The organism is Rhodococcus sp. SJ-2 (assembly GCF_053750035.1).
The window spans coordinates 5007202-5026759 of sequence record NZ_CM132340.1 but is presented as its reverse complement, the minus strand read 5'-3'; the positions used below and the strand labels follow the sequence as shown (position 1 = coordinate 5026759).

The following is a 19558-nucleotide window of genomic DNA, read 5'->3' as shown; positions in this document are numbered from 1 at the left end:
CTCAGGACCCGGTCTCGGCCGTGTCCGGAACACACTCCTCGCACACCAACGTCAACTCACGGCCGTTGACATCCGGATGGTTGCGGTACCGCGACGTCGGTGTTCCGCACCTCGTACACCGGCCCAACGTCACCGCCGCCTCGGAGAACTCCACATTCATCCGACCGTCGAACACATACAGCGAGCCCTCCCACAACCCGGCATCACCGAACGTCTCCCCGTACCTGACGATCCCGCCGTCGAGTTGGTACACCTCTTCGAAACCACGATTGCGCATCAGCACCGACAGCACCTCACACCGCACCCCACCCGTGCAATACGTCACCACCGGCTTCGACTTGAGATGGTCGTACCGGCCGCTGTCCAACTCCGCAATGAACTCGCGGGTGGTGTCCACCTCGGGCACCACCGCACCCCGAAAACGCCCGATCTGCGCCTCGAATCTGTTACGGCCGTCGAAGAACACCACATCGTCGCGCTCCGACATCAACGCGTGCACGGCGTGCGGCGACAGGTGCGTCCCGCCGCCGACCACACCGGACTCGTCGACCTTGATCTCGTCCGGGCTCCCGAACGTGACGATCTCGGAACGCACCTTCACCGACAACCGCGGAAAATCGTCGCCCGTGCCGTCGGACCACTTGACATCGATATCGCGAAACCCCGGGTAGCTGCGTAGTCCCCGCACATACTTCTTCACCGCCGCAATATCACCACCGACAGTGCCGTTGATGCCGTGCTCGGAGAGCAATATCCGGCCCGTCAACCCGTTCGACGCCGCTAAGGTGTGCTGCCACAACCGGATCGCCTCCGGGTCGGGCAACGCCGTGAACTTGTAGAACAAGACGATCTTCGGGACCGCCACGATCACTGCCGCCCGGATGCGTGCAACGCGTGCAGATCAACCACCGACAGGTTTTCCAACGTAGAACGAAACACCCGCCTCGACGAGGTCGGCACCGTCGTCAGCGACGGCACCACCAACACCGTGCACCCCGCCGCATCCGCAGCCGCCGCCCCCGTCGGCGAATCCTCCACCGCCAGACACTGCGCCGGATCGAGCCCGAGCAACTCCGCTGCCCGTAGATACGGCGCAGGATCCGGCTTGCCCGCAGGCACCTCATCGCCGCACACCGTGTAATCGAAATGCTCACGACCGAGGGTGTCGAGCGCGACATCGCACAACGCCCGACCCGTGTTGGTCACCAACGCCTGCCCCAGCCCCGACGCCCGAACCGAACCCAACGCCTCCAGCGCACCAGGCCGCCACGGCAACCCCTGCGCGAACAACCCGGACATGTACGTGTTGAGCCAATCCTCGGCGGCGGTCTGCTCGTCCGGAGTCGGCTCGAGCCCCAGACCGTCGAACGTGCGCCACACCGACAGATCGAGCGGACCGCCGATAGTCGAAATCCGCGTCGCCTCCGACATCGGGCCACCCAGATGCAGCGACAACTCCCGCATCCCGATGTCCCACAACTGCTCCGATTCGAGCAGCGTGCCGTCCATATCCCACAACACCGCCTGCAACCCACCCACGGACTGCGACGCGGCGGCCACCTCGCTGATCAACTCAGACATTGAAATACTTGGCCTCCGGGTGATGCAACACGAACGCATCGGTGGACTGCTCGGGATGCAACTGCAACTCCTCCGACAACTCCACCCCGATCCGCCCGGGCTCGAGCAACTCGACGAGCTTGATCCGATCCTCGAGATCCGGGCATGCCCCGTAACCGAACGCGAACCGTGCACCCCGGTAGGCGAGCTTGAAATACTCGGCCACCTCGTCCGGATCCTCATCGGCAGCGGTACCACCGCCCGAGAACGCAAGTTCCTGCCGGATTCGCCGATGCCAGTACTCGGCCAGGGCCTCGGTCAACTGCACACCGATGCCGTGCACCTCCAGATAGTCACGATACGAATTCGACGCAAACAGCTCGTTCGCGAAATCCGCGATCGGCTGCCCCATCGTCACCAACTGGAACGGCCACACATCGACTTCACCCGAAGCGAGCGCATCCTGGCGTGACCGCACGAAATCCGCGATGCACAGGAACCTCGACCGCTGCTGACGCGGGAACGTGAACCGGTACCGCTCCGGCGCATCCGGCCGCGGCTCCGCCAGGATCACCACCTCATCACCCTCGGACACCGCGGGGAAGTACCCGTACACCACCGCAGCATGTTGCAGGATGCCCTCGGTCGAGAGCCGGTCCAGCCAGTACCGCAACCGCGGCCGTCCGTCCGTCTCCACCAGTTCCTCGTAGGTCGGCCCGTCCCCGGCCCGCTGCCCACGCAGACCCCACTGCCCAAGGAACAACGCCCGCTCGTCCACCAACGACGCATACTCGGCCAACGCGATGCCCTTGACCACCCGCGTGCCCCAGAACGGCGGCGCAGGCACCGGCAGATCCGCCTGCACATCGCTGCGCTCGGGAATGACCACCGGCGTCTCCGACGCCTTGCGCTTCTCCGCAATGCGCTTACTACGCTCGTGCCGCTCCTTGCGCTCAGCCGCCTTGCGCGCGGCTTCGAGCGCTTCCGGGCTGTTCGGATCCGGTCCTTCACCACGCTTGATCGCCATCACGCGATCCATCAACGACAAACCCTCGAACGCATCGCGCGCGTACGACACCTCACCCGCGTACACATCCGCGAGGTCGTTCTCGACGTAACTACGCGTCAAAGCCGCACCACCGAGAAGCACCGGGAACTGCTCGGCAACACCCCGAGAGTTCAGCTCCTCCAAGTTCTCCTTCATCACCACGGTCGACTTCACCAGCAGACCGGACATTCCGATGACATCGGCACGCTTGTCGATCGCCGCGTCGAGGATCGTCGCAATCGGCTGCTTGATCCCGAGGTTGACCACCTCGTATCCGTTGTTCGACAGGATGATGTCGACGAGGTTCTTCCCGATGTCGTGCACATCACCCTTGACGGTCGCCAGCACGATCCGGCCCTTACCATCGTCACCCGTCGACTCCATGTGCGGCTCGAGATGCGCCACCGCAGCCTTCATCACCTCGGCGGACTGCAACACGAACGGCAGCTGCATCTGCCCCGACCCGAACAGTTCCCCGACCGTCTTCATCCCCGACAGCAAGGTGTCGTTGATGATCTCGAGCGGCGGCACCTCCTTCATCGCCTCGTCGAGATCGGCTTCGAGACCATTGCGTTCACCGTCGACGATCCGCCGCTCCAGCCGCTCGAACAGCGGCAATGCCGCAAGCTCCTGCGCGCGGGACTCCCGCGCCGACGCCGCCGAGACACCCTCGAACAACTCCATCAGCTTCTGCAAGGGGTCATAACCCTCACTGCGCCGGTCGTACACCAGGTCCAGCGCGACCTGCCGGTGCTCCTCGGGAATCCGCGCCATCGGCAGAATCTTCGACGCGTGCACAATCGCCGTATCGAGACCGGCCTCCGTGCACTCGTTCAAGAACACCGAGTTGAGGACCTGTCGCGCCGCCGGATTCAAACCGAACGACACATTGGACACACCCAGGGTGAAGTGCACCCGCGGATGGAGACGATGCAGTTCGCGGATCGCCTCGATGGTCTCGATCGCGTCGCGTCGCACCTCCTCCTGACCGGTGGAGATGGGAAACGTCAACGCATCGACGATGATGTCGTCCGGATCGAGCCCCCAATTCTCCGTCAGATCCGTGATCAGGCGCTCGGCGATCCGCACCTTGTGCTCCGCAGTGCGGGCCTGCCCTTCCTCGTCGATCGTCAGCGCCACCACCGCCGCGCCGTGTTCGACGACATGCGTCATGATCCGCTCGAACCGCGATCCGGGGCCGGCCCCGTCCTCGTAGTTCACCGAGTTCACCGCGCACCGGCCACCGAGGTGCTCGAGACCGGCCCGGATCACCTCCGGTTCGGTCGAGTCGATCATGATCGGCAATGTCGACGACGTCGCGAACCGTGACGCCAGCTCCGACATATCGATCGCCCCGTCGCGACCCACATAGTCGACGTTGAGGTCGAGCATGTGCGCCCCATCGCGGATCTGATCCTTCGCGATGTCGAGGCACTTCTCCCAGTCTGCGGAGAGCATCGCCTCACGGAAAGCCTTCGACCCGTTGGTGTTGGTGCGCTCACCGATCATCAGGATCGACGCGTCCTGCTCGAACGGCACCGCTGTGTACAGCGACGACACACCAGGCTCGTGCTCCGGTTCCCGCTTCGCCGGCCGAACTGCACGCACCGCCTCAGCGACCTGGCGAATGTGCTCCGGCGTAGTACCGCAGCACCCACCGACCAGGGTCAGCCCGAACTCGGACACGAACCCGGCGAGCGCCTCCGCGAGTTCACCGGGCTGCAGCGGGTACTCCGCACCGTTCTTGCCGAGCACGGGCAGCCCCGCATTCGGCATCACCGACACAGGCACCCGGGCATGCTGTGACAGATACCGCAGGTGCTCACTCATCTCGGCAGGACCGGTGGCGCAGTTGAGTCCGATCATGTCGATACCGAGCGGCTCGAGCGCTGTGAGCGCGGCTCCGATTTCGGAACCGAGCAGCATCGTCCCTGTGGTCTCCACCGTGACGTGGGCAATGATCGGGATCCGACGGCCGACCCGCTCCATCGCGCGGCGACTGCCGATGATCGCGGACTTCGCCTGCAGCAGGTCCTGGCAGGTTTCCACGAGGATTGCGTCGGCACCACCGTCGAGCATTCCGAGCGCGGCTTCACTGTAGGCGTCTCGCAATACGGCGAACGGCGCATGGCCGAGGGTGGGGAGTTTGGTGCCAGGACCCATCGAACCGAGCACCATCCGAGCTACACCGTCGGCAGAGGGCCCCATCTCGTCCGCGACCTCACGCGCGAGCCGGGTACCGCGCTCCGCGAGGTCACGAATGCGGTCGGCAATGTCGTAATCCGCGAGGTTGGGCAGGTTGCAGCCGAAAGTATTGGTCGAAACGATGTCGGCACCGGCTTCGAAGTACGCCCGGTGGATCCCCTTGATCACATCGGGACGAGTCTCGTTCAAGATCTCGTTGCACCCCTCCAGGCCGCGGAAGTCGTCGAGCGACAGATCCGCAGCCTGCAACATGGTGCCCATCGCCCCGTCTCCGATGACAACGCGCTGCTTCAACGCATCGAACAAGGCAGAGTTCAGTGGGGTGGACATGGCAACCAGAGTAGTGGGCGCACAAACCGCGCTCCGCCGTAGGCTGGACGGGTGAGTGCAAGTGAGTATCCTGAGACCCCGGAGCAGGCTGTTCCCGAATTCCGCAACCCGGTGCTCGTCGCCGCGTTCGAGGGATGGAACGACGCAGGCGACGCTGCGACCGGGGCTGTCGAGCATCTCGAACTGATCTGGGACGCCGAACCGTTCGCCGAGCTGGACTCCGAGGAGTACTACGACTACCAGGTCAACCGCCCCCAGGTGCGCCTCGTCGACGGCGTGACCCGGCAGATCGAGTGGCCCGCAACCCGCCTGTCCGCGTGCTCCCCGCCTGGGAGCGACCGCGACGTCGTGCTGCTGCGCGGCATCGAACCGAACATGCGCTGGCGCAGTTTCTGCGATGCGATCCTCGAACTCGTCGACGACCTGGGAATCCACACGGTCGTGGTGCTGGGTGCGCTCCTCGCCGACACCCCGCACACCCGCCCGGTACCGGTGACCGGCACGGCGTACAGCGCAGACGCGGCCAAGCAGTTCAATCTCGAGAAGTCGCGGTACGAAGGACCGACAGGCATCAACGGGGTTCTGCAGGACGCCTGCGTTCGCGCAGGCATCCCCGCCGTGTCCTTCTGGGCCGCTGTCCCTCACTACGTGTCGAATCCGCCCAACCCAAAAGCCACGGTCGCGTTGCTGCGACGCCTCGAAGACGTCCTCGACGTCGAGGTTCCGCTCGGTGAGCTTCCCGCGCTCGCCGAAGAATGGGAAGAGACGGTCACCTCGATGACCGAGGACGACGAGGACATCGCCGACTACGTCCGCGGCCTGGAGGAACGTGGTGACGCCGAGACCGACATCTCCGACGTGATTGCCAAGATCGACGGAGACGCCCTCGCGGCTGAATTCGAGCGATACCTCAAACGGAGAGGCCCCGGCGGGTTCGCTCAGTGAGCGGATATCGCGACTCGCTCCAGCGCGCAGCACTGTACGTCGGTGGCTTTCTCGGTCCGTTCGGTGGGGGCCTCGTCGTGTCGATGCTGCCCGAAATCGGGGAGGACACCGGGGTGTCTGCCGGAGTTGCCGCGACGACGGTCACCGCGTACCTGGGCGTGTTCGCCGTGTTCATGCTGTTCTCCGGAACCCTCGGCGCGCGCTGGGGCCGACTGCGGACTGTCCGTGCTGCCTACGTCGTGTACGCGTCGGTCTCGATTGCTGCGGCGCTCGCGCCGACATTCTCGCTGTTGATCGGCGCTCGCATGCTGCAGGGCGCGGGAAATGCTTTCACCACACCCCTGCTGCTCGCAGCCCTGGCTGCGATCACTCCACGCAAGTCCCTCGGGCGTGCGCTCGGCCTGTTCGGTGCGATGCAAGCGGCCGGACAGACGACAGCGCCGCTCATCGGCGGGCTCGCGGCGGAGGTGAATTGGCGGTGGGCGTTCGTCGTGCTCGCCGTCGCTGCGGTCGTCCTCGCTGTGATCGGTCTGCCCGACAGTATGGATGAAGCCGAGGAAGGTCCGGCTCGCCTTCGTGATGCTCTGCGTCCACGAGTGCTCCGAACGGGAGTTGTCGCTCTCCTCGGATTCGGCGCGCTCGGAGGACTGGGGTTTCTCCTGGCGTTCCGTGTCGAAGACGACTTCGGCCTCTCCCCTGCAGGTCGAGGTGCACTACTGACGGTGTTCGGTCTGGCAGGGATTCTCACAGCTCGTCGTGTGGGAACACTCATCGACCGGATCGGCGCTCACAGCTCGGTGCTCATCGGTGCGGTCTCCGGCGCCGCCCTGCTTGTCGCGGCAGGGACGTTGGGAAGCATCGGTGTCATCGCGGCAGTGTGGTTCGCCGCTGGTATTGCCTCACAGTGCGTTCTGGTCGCCGCGAACGCTGCGGTCCTCGGCGACTCGGGAGGAAATCGTGGTGGCGCGGTTTCGGTGGTTCTGGCGTTTCGCTTCGGCGGCGCTGCCCTGGCACCAGTTGCACTGACTCCGCTGTACGCCGCGCATCCCACAGCATCGTTCGTGGTTCCAGCGGTGCTGCTGGCAGTGGTTGCGCCCCTGATGATGCCGGCCGACCCCGGGCCGGCAGAGGAACACTGACGGCCCGGGCTCGTCGTTGTCAGTGGTGAGATTTACGCATGAAGACGGGGTGATTTCTGTTTATCCAGGTTTTCCGTATAGTTCGGAATACTTGCCGGTTGTCGCGATGGCTGTCTCTTGACGCAAGCGAGCGGGCCACTGTCGACCCGCGTCACCCTCATGCTTGCAGACGTCTGCCCCGGAGTCCCGAGATTCCCTGAGGGCTGCGAGTTCTGCTCCCCTACCGAACGTGGCTTCCGACGGGCCGCTACTGCCCTGCCGGAAGCGCGCGCAATGCCTTCACGGTCGCGTCGACAGCCCGCGCCGCCTCCGCCCCCTTGGTGACGAAGTGCCGCGTGAAGTAGTCGACGTGCTCCGAGTGCTCGTGGAAATGGTGCGGGGTGAGCACAACCGAGAAGACGGGAACATCGGTGTCCAGCTGCACGCGCATCAGACCGTCGATCACGGCCGTCGCCACGAAATCGTGCCTGTAGATTCCGCCGTCGACGACCAGGCCGGCCGCCACGATCGCGTCGTATCGGCCGGAGCGTGCGAGACGCTGAGCATGCAGAGGGATCTCGAATGCGCCCGGAACCTCGAAGAAATCCAGCGAGTCCTTGGTGTACCCCAGCTCGACGATCTCGTCGGTGAAGCCGTCCTTTGCCTGGTCGACGATAGTGCGATGCCATGTGGCCTGGATGAATGCGATTCGGCGCGCGGTGTCACTCATGTCGATGAAGTTAGCGCATGCGCTTACTCGATCCTGCGGCTTGTGCCGATGTGATGTGGGCGACAGCACCGCAGATTTCGTTTAAATTCAGTATTCCGTCCCGTACAGACTGCTAGCGTGACGGATGTGACGCAACAGGACTCCTCCGATACGCCTGCAACTGCCGGGCCCAAGCCGGAACGGCCGATCGATATCTACCGCCGCGCGTCGGTCTGTCTCGAGGCGTGCTTGCCCCTCGGATGGACACTGTCCAGCGACAGGCCCCGCTCCCCCGAGGCGCCTCAACGATTGGTCGTCACCTCCCCCGAAGGCGAATCGGTGTCATTCGCGATCATCGCCTCCCGGGGGGTACTCAGCGGCGACATCGCGCGCATCACCGCCGAACTCTCCGACTCCGACCGCGGCTTCGTGTGCGCGCACTACCTGTCCGATCCCGTGCGCCGCCAGCTCGATCAACACGGGATCTCCTACGCAGACGCCACCGGAAATCTCACTCTGGTGGCATCTCGGCCCGCTGTGTGGGTACGCAATCGCGGAGCCGACGCGGATCCGTGGAGGGGCCCGGGCCGGCCCTCGGGCGTGCTGACCGGAGAACCGTCCGACCGGGTGGTTCGTGCCTTGGCCGACCACTCCGGCGAGATGACGGTGCCCGAACTCATCAAACTCTCCGGCGCGTCAACCGGGGCCACCTACCGCGTGGTCGAGGTGCTCGTCGAGCGCGAGCTCGTCCGACGCATCCCCCGCGGCAGCATCACCGAAGTGCGATGGGAACAGATGCTGCGTGCCTGGGCGACAGAACGGAAGATGTGCGCAACCCGGCGCTTCACCGCGCCGGACGGCCTCGAGATCGTCCGAAACCAACTCTCCGAGCGAATCGACCTCACCTACGCCCTCAGCGGTGTCGGCGCCACCGACTACGCACAATCCGATGTGCTCGAGCTGTACGCAGACGATCCCGACGACTTCGCCGGCGCGTTGGGCTTACGGCCCGTGGACCGCGGCGGCGACGTGGTAGTCGCGATTCCGTGGTCGTCGGTGGTGTTCGACCGCATGGATCGCTCGCGACCGCTGCGCAGTGTGGCGCCGTCGCACGTCTACGCAGACTTGCTGTCGGGCCCGTTCCGCAATCTGGAGGCGGCCGAACACGTGCGTGCACACCTGACCTCGGACGAAGCGCACTGGCGACGCCCCATTCACTGACCCACTCACCCGGTGCCTGTACGGTTCGAAGCAGTACCCGCACCACAGGAGGTTCGCCCGAGATGGATCCCGCATCGACGGTGGGGGACCTCCCGTCGGCGCTCGACTCGGCAGCACTGTCGCGCCGATTGGGCACACGCAAGCCCGCAGTCTTCCTCGACTACGACGGCGTGCTCACGCCTATCGTCGACAGGCCCGAGGATGCAGTCCTGTCGACCACCATGCGCAGTACAGTCCGTGCATTGGCCGACCGCTGCCCCGTCTGCATCGTCACCGGCCGCGACCGAGCAGTCGTCCAGCAATTGATGGGCATCGACGACCTGACCGTGGCGGGAAGCCACGGCTTCGACATCTGGAAGCCCGGCCAGGGTGCGATCTCCCCCGACTCCCTCGGTGATTTCACCGAGCTCGTCGCCGACACCACCGCCTCGTTGCGTGAACGGCTCGCCGACACGGACGGAGTGAGCCTCGAACCGAAGCGCGCTTCGGTGGCCGTGCACTACAGGAACGCCGGACCGCAGGCACGTCGACACACACATGATGTCGTCCATGCGTTGCTCGAGGAACTGCCGGATCGGCTCGAGTTGATTCCCGGGAAGATGGTGTACGAGCTGCGGCCCGCGGTCGACTGGAACAAGGGCAAGGCCGTCCTTCACCTGATCGATGTACTCGGCCTCGACTCCGACGACATCATCCCGATCTACCTCGGCGACGACATCACCGACGAGGATGCATTCACTGCTGTCCGCGGCACCGGAATCGGGATTCTCGTGGGCAGCCCCGACGATCCGGAGATGCAGGATCGGGTCACCGCAGCCGAATTCGGCCTCGCGTCGGTGGACGACGTGGCACGCTTCCTGTCCGAGTTGGGTTGTTGACAAGCAGGTAGCCGAGCGGCTCGATCGCCAGGAGGTAGTCCGTGTACGACCCCGAGTTCAGCCTCGAGTACGACGGGTTCGATCCCGAAGCGGAGGGCCTTCGGGAATCGATGACCTCGACCGGCAACGGCTACCTCTGTACCCGAGGCACCGCCGAGTGGGAGGACATGGGCGAGGTCCATTACCCGGGCACATACGCACATCGCTGCTACAACCGTGAGACGACGATCATGGGTGGGAGTCCCGTCCTCAACGAGGATCTGGTCAATCTCCCGAACTGGCTCGTTCTGAAACTGCGGATCGACGGTGAGGACGCGATCCGGCTGTCGAACGTCGACGTGCTGTCGTACCGGCATGTGTACGATATCCGGACTGCGACGGTCATCCGAGAACTACGCGTGCGCGACCGGAAGGGGCGCGAGACCTCGTTACGTAGCCGACGTTTCGTCAGTATGGCGCACTCGCACCAGGGTGCCCTGGAATGGACACTCACACCCGAGAACTGGTCGGGTCGCGTCGAGATCGTCTCGGCACTCGACGGCCGTGTGACCAACCGTGCGGTGGCCCGCTACCGCGATCTCGAAGGCCGTCACCTCGATCCTGTAGCGCCGCGCACATTCGGTCCGGACACGATCGCGCTGAAAGTGCAGATCCGGCAATCGGACATCTACATCGCACAGGCCGCGCGCACCCGAGTGTTCGTCGGCGATGCCGAACCCGCCGATGTCGAGCGCGACCTCTATCAGATGGAGGACTACATCCAGCAGGTCTTGGCGTTCGATGTTGCCGAGGGGAACGCGATCCGCGTCGAGAAGATCGTCTCGATGTTCACCTCGCGCGACGACGCGATCACCGAGCCGCTCGCCTCCGCAGGCCGACATGTACTGCGGTATCCGGATTTCGCCGGCGCCTATCTGGAGCACAGGGCGGCGTGGGACGAGCTGTGGGACATCTGCGATATCCGGCTACCGCGGGAGCCGCGGACCCAATTGCTGCTGAGACTGCACGTCGCGCATGTCCTGCAGGTGTGTTCGCGCCATACCTCTCGGCTGGATGCGGGTGTCCCTGCCCGCGGTCTCAACGGCGAAGCTTATCGCGGACATGTCTTCTGGGATGAGTTGTACGTGTATCCATTCCTCGATCTGAGGATTCCGGAGGTCACCAAGGGGCTGATCATGTACCGGTACCGGAGGTTGGCAGAAGCGCAGGCTGCAGCATCCGACGCCGGGTACCGGGGTGCGATGTACCCGTGGCAGAGCGGATCCGACGGGACGGAGGAGACTCAGCTCGTCCATCTCAATCCGCTGTCGGGTCAGTGGGATCCGGATCTGAGCCGTAACCAGCGGCACGTGAGTGCGGCGATCTTCTACAACGTGTGGAGGTACTACCAGGCAACCGACGATTTCGACTTCATCGCCGATCACGGGGCCGAGATGATGCTCGAGATCGCCCGGTTCTGGGCGTCGATCGCCGAGTACAACCCGGAGCGGGACCGTTTCGAGATCCACGGCGTGATGGGTCCCGACGAGTTCCATGAACGCCGACCTGATTCCGACGCACCGGGCCTGCCGAACAACGCGTACACGAACGTGATGGTGGCGTGGATCGCGGCCAAGGCGATCGAGATACTCGACCTCCTGTCGATGAGTCGGCAGACGGCGCTGCGTGCCACGTTGCGGGTGACGAATGAAGAACTGCAACGGTGGTCGGCGATGAGCCGGAAGATGTTCGTCCCATTTCACGATGGGGTGATCAGCCAATTCGAGGGCTACGAGAAGCTCGACGAGATCGACTGGGAGCATTACCGCGCCTCGTATCCGAACATTCAGCGGATGGATCGGATCCTGCGGGCCGAGGGGCTCGACCCCAATCGGTACAAGGTGTCGAAGCAGGCCGATGCGGTGATGCTGTTCTTCCTGTTCGACGACCACGAGTTGCGGTCGATCTTCGATCGTCTCGGATACGAGTACGACCGTGATCTGGTGCGGCGCACGGTCGAATACTACGACGAACGCACCTCGCACGGATCCACGCTCAGTTTCGTCGCGTACGCGGGTGTGTTGGCAGGGTTCGATCCCGAATCCTCCTGGGAGCGGTTCAAGGTGGCACTCGAAAGCGATGTGAGCGACCTGCAGGGCGGTACCACCAAGGAGGGCATCCACATGGGGGTGATGGCCGGAACTCTGGATCTGGTGCAGCGCTATTTCGTCGGTGCCCGGATCTACGGCGGTGTGCTGGTGTTCCGACCGCGGTTGCTTCCCCATCTCGATGGGGTGTCGTTCTCGATGCGGTATCGGGGCACTCCGCTGCGGGTACAGATCTCCGGCGAGACATTGTCGGTGTGTGCACAAGTCGAAGGTTTCCGGGTGCCGGTGCGGGTGGGCGTGAACGGAGAGTCCGTGCAACTCGGCGCTGGACAGTCGCACGAGTTCCACATTCCACCGACTCCCCTGCCGACCTGACAGACATCCCGGAGAGACGAGGAGGCGAGCACTGTGACCGGTGACGTGTCGTCGCGTGCCCCCGGGTTCGCCGGGGTGATTTTCGATGTCGATGGGGTGCTTGTCGATTCACCGCACGAGCAGGCATGGCGGGAGTCGTTGGCCCAGCTCATGACAGGGCCGTGGCGCGATGTGGCCGGGCGTACGACGTGGACTCCGGAAGGGTTCACCTCGCGGGTGTACCGCGAGGTGTTGTCGGGAAAGCCCCGGCACGCGGGCGCGTTGGCGTGCCTCGAGCACTTCCTGGTCCCGGATGCCCGACGGCGGGAGCCCGAATATTCCGAGCGCAAACAGGCGATGCTGCTCGAGATGATCGAGGCGGGCCGCTTCGATGCGTACGGGGACGGGGTCCGGTTCGTGCTGGCCGTGCGGGCGGCCGGTATCCCGGTGGCGGCCGCGTCGTCGTCGAAGAACGCACACCGGTTCCTCCGTGCAATCCGATTGCAGGACTTCGGGGCGGGCGGCGGGGCGTTGCTCGACGTGTTCGACGCCGACCTGTCGGGCCACGATTTCGCGCGGGGTAAGCCGGACCCGGAGATCTTTCTCACCGCAGCGGACGAACTCGGAGTGCCGCCGGAGCGGTGTGTGGTGGTCGAAGACGCGGTCAGTGGTGTGCAGGCCGCGAAGGCAGGCGCGATGGTCGCGCTGGGTGTGGCGCGCGCAGGCGACGAGCACGAGTTGGCACAGGCCGGTGCGGATCTTGTCGTGACGTCCCTCGATGAGGTGGATCGGGAGGCATTCGTCGCCGGACGGCTGGTGCAGCGCGCACATTGACTCGGTGGGGTCAGCGGTCGAGGCCGTGCCAGCGCCAGTCGGCGATCTCGGGCATGTCCTCGCCGTGCTCCCGGATGTACTGCCGGTGTCTGATCAGCGTGTTCTTCAGATGTTCGCGGGCGTAGGCGGCCCCTGGGCGGAGGCGTTCGACACGGTCGATGACGTCCAGTGCCAGATCGAATCGGTCGATTCTGTTGAGGACACACATGTCGAACGGGGTTGTCGTGGTGCCTTCTTCGATGTATCCGCGCACGTGGATGTTGTCGTGGTTGCGGCGGCGGTAGGTGAGCCGGTGGATGAGCCAGGGGTACCCGTGGTACGCGAACACGATGGGTGTGTCGGTGGTGAACAGGGCATCGAAGTCGGCATCGGGTAGCCCATGAGGGTGTTCTCGGTCGTCCTGCAGACGCATCAGGTCTACGACGTTGACCACCCGGATCCGCAGGTCGGGGAACAATTCGTGGAGGATCTCCACGGCGGCGAGAGTTTCCATGGTGGGGACGTCGCCCGCGCAGCCGAGTACGACGTCGGGTTCTGCACCGCGGTCGGTACCGGCCCACTCCCAGATCCCGATTCCTTTGGTGCAGTGAACGATGGCTTCGCCGATGGAGAGGTATTGCGGTTGTGGTTGTTTCCCGGCGACGACGACGTTGATGTACTGGCGGGTGCGCAGGCAGTGGTCGGTGACCGAGAGCAAGGTGTTGGCGTCGGGCGGGAGGTAGACGCGGATCACCTCGGACTTCTTGTTGACGACGTGGTCGATGAATCCGGGGTCCTGGTGGGAGAACCCGTTGTGGTCCTGCCGCCACACATGCGAGGTGAGGAGGTAGTTGAGGGACGGTATGGGACGACGCCAGTGGATCCGGTTGGTGGTGCGAAGCCATTTGGCATGCTGGTTGACCATCGAGTCCACGATGTGCACGAACGCCTCGTAGCAGGAGAACACACCGTGACGTCCGGTCAGCAGGTATCCCTCGAGCCAGCCCTGACACGTGTGCTCCGAGAGGATCTCCATGACCCGGCCGTCGGGCGCGAGGTGTTCGTCGGTCGGCAGGATCTCGGCGTTCCAGGCGCGGTCGGTGACGTCGAGCACGTCGTCCAGCCGGTTCGAGTTGTGTTCGTCGGGAGCGACCATGCGGAAGGTTGTCGGATTGTCGCGCATGACATCCCGGAGGAAGGTGCCCAGGATTCGTGTGGATTCGGCGAAATCGTATCCGGGACGATCGATGGTCACCGCGTGGTCGCGGAAATCCGGTAGTGCGAGATCCTGGATGGTGGGGCCGCCATTGGCGTGCGGATTGGCGCTCATGCGTCGAGACCCTGCGGGGTTCAGGGCGCGCAGGGCCTCCATTGGTGTCCCGTTGTCGTCGAACAGCTCGTCCGGGCGGTAGCTGCGCAGCCACCGTTCGAGAATGTCACGGTGCTCGTCGTCGTCGCGGGCGTGCGCGAACGGCACCTGATGGGACCGCCAGGTGCCCTCGATCGGGAGCCCGTCCACTTCGACCGGTCCGGTCCAGCCCTTCGGAGAACGCAGCACGATCATCGGCCAGGCAGGTCGGTCACTGCTACCGGACAGCCTGGTTTCCTGCTGGATCTCGGTGATGCGGTCGAGGCTGCGGTCGAGCGCGTCGGCGAAGTGCCGGTGCATATATTCCGGGTCGTGTCCCGAGACGATGATCGGGTCGTGTCCGTATCCTCGGAGCAGCGACTCGAGTTCGTCGGCGCCGATGCGGTCCAGCAGCGTGGGATTGGCGATCTTGTATCCGTTGAGGTGCAGGATCGGGAGCACGGCGCCGTCGCGGCGAGGATCGACGAATTTGTTGGAGTGCCAGCTCGCGGCGAGCGGGCCGGTCTCGGCTTCGCCGTCGCCGATCACTGCTGCGACCACGAGGTCAGGGTTGTCGAATGCGGCACCGTAGGCGTGGGAGAGCGAGTATCCGAGTTCTCCGCCCTCGTGGATGGACCCGGGGGTCTCCGGGGCGACATGGCTGGGTATGCCGCCGGGGAACGAGAACTGGGTGAACAAGCGGCGCATGCCGGTTTCGTCCTGGGAGACGTCGGGGTAGAACTCGCTGTATGTTCCTTCGAGCCACGCTGCCGCGACCGGTCCGGGCCCACCGTGGCCCGGTCCCATGATGTACATCATGTCGAGGTCCCGGGCGAGGATCGCGCGGTTCAGATGCGCGTAGACGAAATTGAGCCCCGGTGTGGTGCCCCAGTGTCCGAGGAGGCGCGGTTTGATGTGCTCCGCGCGTAGCGGCTCGCGTAGCAGCGGGTTGTCCATGAGATAGATCTGCCCAACGGACAGGTAGTTCGCGGCGCGCCACCACGCGTCGAGGTCGTGGACGTCTTCGTCCGACAGCGTGGTGGGTTCGGCGGAGGTCGCGGGTTCAGGGGAATCGGGCATCTGCATCGGGCTCCTCGTCTCGACAGCGACCGATCGTGACCTGGTGCTGCACGATCGGCTCATGCGCGTAGCCGCTGCGTGAACGGTACCCACCGCACAGGCGTTGCACTCGTCGATCTCGAATTCGAGGGTGGAGTGGCCGTGGTCCGAGGGGCTCAGAGTCCGAGGCGGGTGACTGCGTTGGCGACCAGACCGGCGTGCTGTCTGCTGTAGAGCGCGACCATGCGCTCGTCGGCGTGCCCGGTCTGGGTCATGATCGTCTGGGTGGTGGCTCCGCCGCGGACGGCCTGGGTGACGAATCCGGCGCGCAGACTGTGCCCGCCGAGGGTCGCAACGAGTTCGTCGCTGAATCCTGCACGGCGGGCGCGCCGTTGGATCATCGAGTGAACCGATTGTCCGGAGAGTGCTGCGGCGCCGAGCGACCCGGTGCGGTGCACCGGGCGGAACAGCGCGCGGTTGCCGACGGGTGTCGGTCCTGCGGCCAGGCCTCGGCAGCAGTGCTGCACCGGGCCGTCGTCCCCGTGCTCGAGTAGCGCCGCGACGGCAGGCCTGCCGCCGTCGTCCCAGGTGTCGAGGACTTCGCGCCAGCGCCGATACGCGCACACCGGGCACGTGTGCGGGTCCTGGCCGTGCGGAAGAGTGACTGTGCGACCGCGCGCCGCGCGATCGGTCTTGGACTGCCTGATTGTGACGTAGAGTCCGTCGGCCCGGTGTGGGACGACATCGGCGACGGTGAGGGCGGTCATCTCGGAGCGGCGCAGTGCCCCGGCGAGACCCATGAGCAGTAGTGCGGCGTCGCGACGTTCGGCGACGCGTTCGGCCCATCCGGCAGTCGCCGCGTCGACGCGCATGTGGGTGAGGATCGTGCGGATGTCGTCGGTGAGCAGCGGGGTGCGGCGTGCAGGCGGGGTGGCGCGGTCGCGGCGGATGCCCCGGAGGAGTTCGCGGACCGATTCGTGCTGCCCCGGTTTCGGGTATCCGGCGAGAGAGTGCATCTTGTTGATGGTCGAGACCCACCGGGACAGCGTCGACGGTGCGTAGGCGTAGCGGCCGTCGGCGCGGACCTCGACCGATTTCTCGGTGACGAACCAGGAAATCTGCTCGGGTGTTGCCGGGAGCGGGGTGTGCCCGGTGGTCACGCACCAGCGGGTGTAGGTCTCCCAGTCCGTCAGTTGCGCGGCGCGGGTGTTGTCCGAGGCGGCTTTGTCCCGGAGCCGGCGCATTGCGTCGGTGATGGTGTCGGGTGGTTGCGGGATGTGGTGAGCGAGCGGTGTCGGGGTGACGACGTCGGGGACGCGTTCGGTGCTCATGCGATCGGCCGGGCGTCGTTGGTTTGTTGTACGCGCAGGTCGCGGGCCAGGTGGTCGCGTTGTTCGATGACGAGGCGACGCAGTGCGCCAGGGGCGTCGGTGTTCGCTGCGAGCCATGCGTCGACCTGGTCGAGGGTGTCGGCTGCGGGGAACAGTCCCAGAACGATGCGGCGGGCGATCTCGATGCTGCGTTCGGACCAGGTGTCGCGCAGGATCGCGAAGTAGTCGCTGTCGTAAGGCCCGGTGAGGTCGCGTCGCGCACCGGTGCGGAAGCCTGCGATGGTGGCGTCGAGGTGGTCGTTGGTGAGTGCGTGGTCGGCGCAGATCGCCGCCCACGCGTGGGCTTTGACCTCTGCGCGGGGGCGCGCGGTCATGGCCCGTAGGTGCGCGGTCCGGCCGGTCGCGGTGTCGTCGCGACGCAGTTCGTCGTCGAGGTCGGGCTTGTCGGCGTATCCGGTGGCGGTCAACGCCGTCCACCAGGACCACCGCAGGTCGGCGTCGAGTGCGAGCCCGGGCGGCACGGGTGAGGCGCCGTCCAGCATTGCCCGGAGTTCGGTGGCGCGATGGGCGTCCATGGCGGCGGCAGCGCCGACCGCGCGGGCGAAGGCGAGCTGGGCGCCGCTGCCGGGTTCGGCACTACCGAGTCCGTGCCACACTGCGTCGAGCCACGCGACGCGCGCCTGTGGTCGGGCCGGGGCGGGAAGATAGTGCTCGATGGCGGCGGGCGCGTTGGCGAGGACCGCGGTGAGCAGCGAGAGGTTCGCCTCGTTCGTCGAGAAGCGGCTCACCATGCCGATGTAGCGGGTGGCTGCAAGTTCGCCGTCGCGGGTGGCGTTCCACAGCGCCGACCAGATCAGGCCACGTGCAAGAGGGTCGCGGACCCGATCGAGTGAGAATTCGACGGTGGTCAGTGAGCGTTCGTCGAGGCGGATCTTGGCGTAGGTGAGGTCGTCGTCGTTGAGCAGGATCAGGGGTGCGTCGGGGAGTTCGATGCGGGTGCGGACGTCAACGGCGTCGATCTCGACGCGGTGGGTGCGGACGAGGTCGCCTACGGGGTTGTGGTCGTAGCAGCCGACGGCGATCCGGTGTGGTCGCGGATCGGTCTGCACGATGTCGTGATGACCGTTGCCGGTGTGTTCGAGGGTCAGGGTCGAGACTCCGGAGGTCTGCAGCCAGGCGCGGGTCCATTCGGTGAGGTCGCGACCGGAGGTGCTCGACAGTTCGGTGAGGAGGTCGTCGAGCGTGGTGTTGCCGTACGCGTGTGCGTGGAAGTAACGGCGGGCACCCTCGAAGAAGGCGTCGCGGCCGACATAGGCGACGAGTTGTTTGAGGACGCTGGCGCCTTTGGCGTAGGTGATGCCGTCGAAGTTGAGTTTGGCGGCTTCGAGGTCGACGATGTCGGCGACGATCGGATGGGTGGTGGGGAGTTGGTCCTGCAGGTATGCCCATGCCTTGCGGCGGTTGGCAAAGGCGACCCAGGCATCGGTGTACTTCGTTGCTTCGGCGCTGACGAGGGAGCCCATGTAGTCCGCGAAGCTTTCCTTGAGCCACAGATCGTCCCACCATTTCATGGTGACGAGGTCGCCGAACCACATGTGTGCCATCTCGTGCAGGATCGTGTTGGCGCGGGCCTGGTACTGGGCTTCGGTGGCGGCGCCGCGGAAGACGTAGGCCTCGGTGAACGTGACGCAGCCGGGGTTCTCCATGGCTCCGAGGTTGTATTCGGGAACGAACACCTGGTCGTATTTGCCGAATGGATACGGATAGTCGAAGTGCTCGGCGTAGAAGTCGAGGCCCTCGGTGGTGACCTGGAGGATCTCGTCGGCGTCGAGGTGTTCTGCGAGCGAGGCGCGGCACAGCACCCGCAGCGGCACGGTGAGCTCTCCTCTGCTCCAGGTCGAGTCGACGCGGTGGTACGGCCCGGCAACGATGGCCGTGATGTAGGTGGAGATGGGCAGGGTCGGGGCGAACGTCACGGTCTGGTTGTCGCCGCCCCGCTGGCGGTGATCGACGGCCTGGTTCGAGATGACCTGCCAGTGGGCGGGTGCGGTGACCACGAACGTGTAGGTGCCCTTGAGGTCGGGTTGTTCGAAGCAGGCGAACACGCGGCGCGCGTCGGCCGGTTCGTATTGGGTGTAGAGGTAGGTTTCGCCGTCGACGGGGTCGAGGAAGCGGTGTAGCCCCTCCCCCGATCTGCTGTAGCGGCCGGTGGCGACGATGGTGACGACGTTGATCTCGCGGAGTCCGCTGATGGTGATTCGTGCGCCGTCGTAGACGACGGGGATCAGGTCGCCGTTGACCGTCACTGATTCGACGGAGTCGCCGAGGAAATCGAGCCACGATTCCGGTGCGGAGGCGGTGAACTCGACGGTGGTCACCGTGGGGAATCCGGTGCGGTCCGGGTCGACGGCACCGCGGAGGTCGAGTTCGACGTGGTAGGAGTGCACGTCGAGAGCGCGGGCGCGCGCGGAAGTTTCAACTCGGGACAGGTTGGCGGAACTCACGGATCCGATCCTGCCATTGCGGCGGCGATTTCTGGCCGGCTCCGGTCG

General features: G+C 65.3%; 13 protein-coding genes. 6 read left to right on the top strand and 7 right to left on the bottom strand.

Features of this window, described 5'->3' with window-relative positions; translation table 11 throughout:
• Position 1: 1 nt before the first annotated feature.
• Genes trhO through metH form a run of 3 tightly spaced genes read right to left on the bottom strand, consistent with a single transcriptional unit; the run spans position 2 to position 5143 of the window.
• Positions 2–865, bottom strand: a complete 864-nt coding sequence (trhO, locus tag ACSYG9_RS23540; RefSeq protein WP_454840173.1) for an oxygen-dependent tRNA uridine(34) hydroxylase TrhO — start codon at positions 863–865, stop codon at positions 2–4.
• A 2-nt stretch (positions 866–867) separates the two neighbouring features.
• Complete coding sequence (locus tag ACSYG9_RS23535) at positions 868–1581, bottom strand: HAD family hydrolase (RefSeq protein WP_454840171.1); 714 nt, start codon at positions 1579–1581, stop codon at positions 868–870.
• Positions 1574–5143, bottom strand: a complete 3570-nt coding sequence (gene metH / locus ACSYG9_RS23530) for a methionine synthase (RefSeq protein WP_454840169.1) — start codon at positions 5141–5143, stop codon at positions 1574–1576. The genes ACSYG9_RS23535 and metH overlap by 8 nt, the downstream gene beginning before the upstream one ends.
• A gap of 51 nt (positions 5144–5194) precedes the next feature.
• Between metH and ACSYG9_RS23525 the strand changes: the two genes are divergently transcribed.
• On the top strand, positions 5195–6088 hold the full coding sequence (locus ACSYG9_RS23525) for a PAC2 family protein (RefSeq protein ID WP_440124738.1): 894 nt from the start codon (positions 5195–5197) through the stop codon (positions 6086–6088).
• On the top strand, positions 6085–7227 hold the full coding sequence (locus ACSYG9_RS23520) for an MFS transporter (protein ID WP_454840168.1): 1143 nt from the start codon (positions 6085–6087) through the stop codon (positions 7225–7227). Before ACSYG9_RS23525 ends, ACSYG9_RS23520 begins: the two co-directional genes overlap by 4 nt.
• Positions 7228–7474: 247 nt before the next feature.
• Here ACSYG9_RS23520 and ACSYG9_RS23515 read toward each other — a convergent pair whose 3' ends face one another.
• A complete protein-coding gene (locus ACSYG9_RS23515; RefSeq protein ID WP_440124736.1) occupies positions 7475–7936 on the bottom strand; it encodes a 6,7-dimethyl-8-ribityllumazine synthase in 462 nt (153 codons plus the stop codon).
• A 117-nt stretch (positions 7937–8053) separates the two neighbouring features.
• Between ACSYG9_RS23515 and ACSYG9_RS23510 the strand changes: the two genes are divergently transcribed.
• From ACSYG9_RS23510 to ACSYG9_RS23495, 4 genes are all read left to right on the top strand, one after another.
• Positions 8054–9136 (top strand): helix-turn-helix domain-containing protein, encoded by a 1083-nt coding sequence (locus tag ACSYG9_RS23510; protein ID WP_454840166.1) that lies wholly within the window; start codon positions 8054–8056, stop codon positions 9134–9136.
• A gap of 62 nt (positions 9137–9198) precedes the next feature.
• Positions 9199–10014 carry a trehalose-phosphatase gene (otsB, locus tag ACSYG9_RS23505; RefSeq protein ID WP_454840164.1) on the top strand — a complete coding sequence of 272 codons (816 nt, stop codon included), beginning with the start codon at positions 9199–9201 and terminating at the stop codon, positions 10012–10014.
• A gap of 41 nt (positions 10015–10055) precedes the next feature.
• On the top strand, positions 10056–12476 hold the full coding sequence (locus tag ACSYG9_RS23500; protein ID WP_454840162.1) for a glycoside hydrolase family 65 protein: 2421 nt from the start codon (positions 10056–10058) through the stop codon (positions 12474–12476).
• A gap of 33 nt (positions 12477–12509) precedes the next feature.
• Positions 12510–13289: an HAD family hydrolase gene (locus ACSYG9_RS23495; RefSeq protein WP_454840161.1), complete on the top strand. Its 780-nt coding sequence runs from the start codon at positions 12510–12512 to the stop codon at positions 13287–13289.
• Positions 13290–13299: 10 nt separating this feature from the next.
• Here ACSYG9_RS23495 and ACSYG9_RS23490 read toward each other — a convergent pair whose 3' ends face one another.
• The 3 genes from ACSYG9_RS23490 to pepN form a co-directional block, all read right to left on the bottom strand.
• Positions 13300–15696, bottom strand: a complete 2397-nt coding sequence (locus ACSYG9_RS23490; RefSeq protein WP_454840159.1) for a phosphoketolase family protein — start codon at positions 15694–15696, stop codon at positions 13300–13302.
• 155 nt (positions 15697–15851) lie between these two features.
• A complete protein-coding gene (locus ACSYG9_RS23485; RefSeq protein ID WP_454840158.1) occupies positions 15852–17006 on the bottom strand; it encodes a tyrosine-type recombinase/integrase in 1155 nt (384 codons plus the stop codon).
• Positions 17003–19510 (bottom strand): aminopeptidase N, encoded by a 2508-nt coding sequence (gene pepN / locus ACSYG9_RS23480; protein WP_454840156.1) that lies wholly within the window; start codon positions 19508–19510, stop codon positions 17003–17005. The genes ACSYG9_RS23485 and pepN overlap by 4 nt, the downstream gene beginning before the upstream one ends.
• Positions 19511–19558 lie beyond the last annotated feature (48 nt).

Excerpts from the sequence above, each read along its gene's own strand:
- ACSYG9_RS23535 (WP_454840171.1), bottom strand. The coding sequence starts at position 1,581 with ATGTCTGAGTTGATCAGCGAGGTGGCCGCCGCGTCGCAGTCCGTGGGT.
- metH (WP_454840169.1), bottom strand. The coding sequence starts at position 5,143 with ATGTCCACCCCACTGAACTCTGCCTTGTTCGATGCGTTGAAGCAGCGC.
- ACSYG9_RS23515 (WP_440124736.1), bottom strand. The coding sequence starts at position 7,936 with ATGAGTGACACCGCGCGCCGAATCGCATTCATCCAGGCCACATGGCAT.
- otsB (WP_454840164.1), top strand. The coding sequence starts at position 9,199 with ATGGATCCCGCATCGACGGTGGGGGACCTCCCGTCGGCGCTCGACTCG.
- ACSYG9_RS23490 (WP_454840159.1), bottom strand. The coding sequence starts at position 15,696 with ATGCCCGATTCCCCTGAACCCGCGACCTCCGCCGAACCCACCACGCTG.
- ACSYG9_RS23485 (WP_454840158.1), bottom strand. The coding sequence starts at position 17,006 with ATGAGCACCGAACGCGTCCCCGACGTCGTCACCCCGACACCGCTCGCT.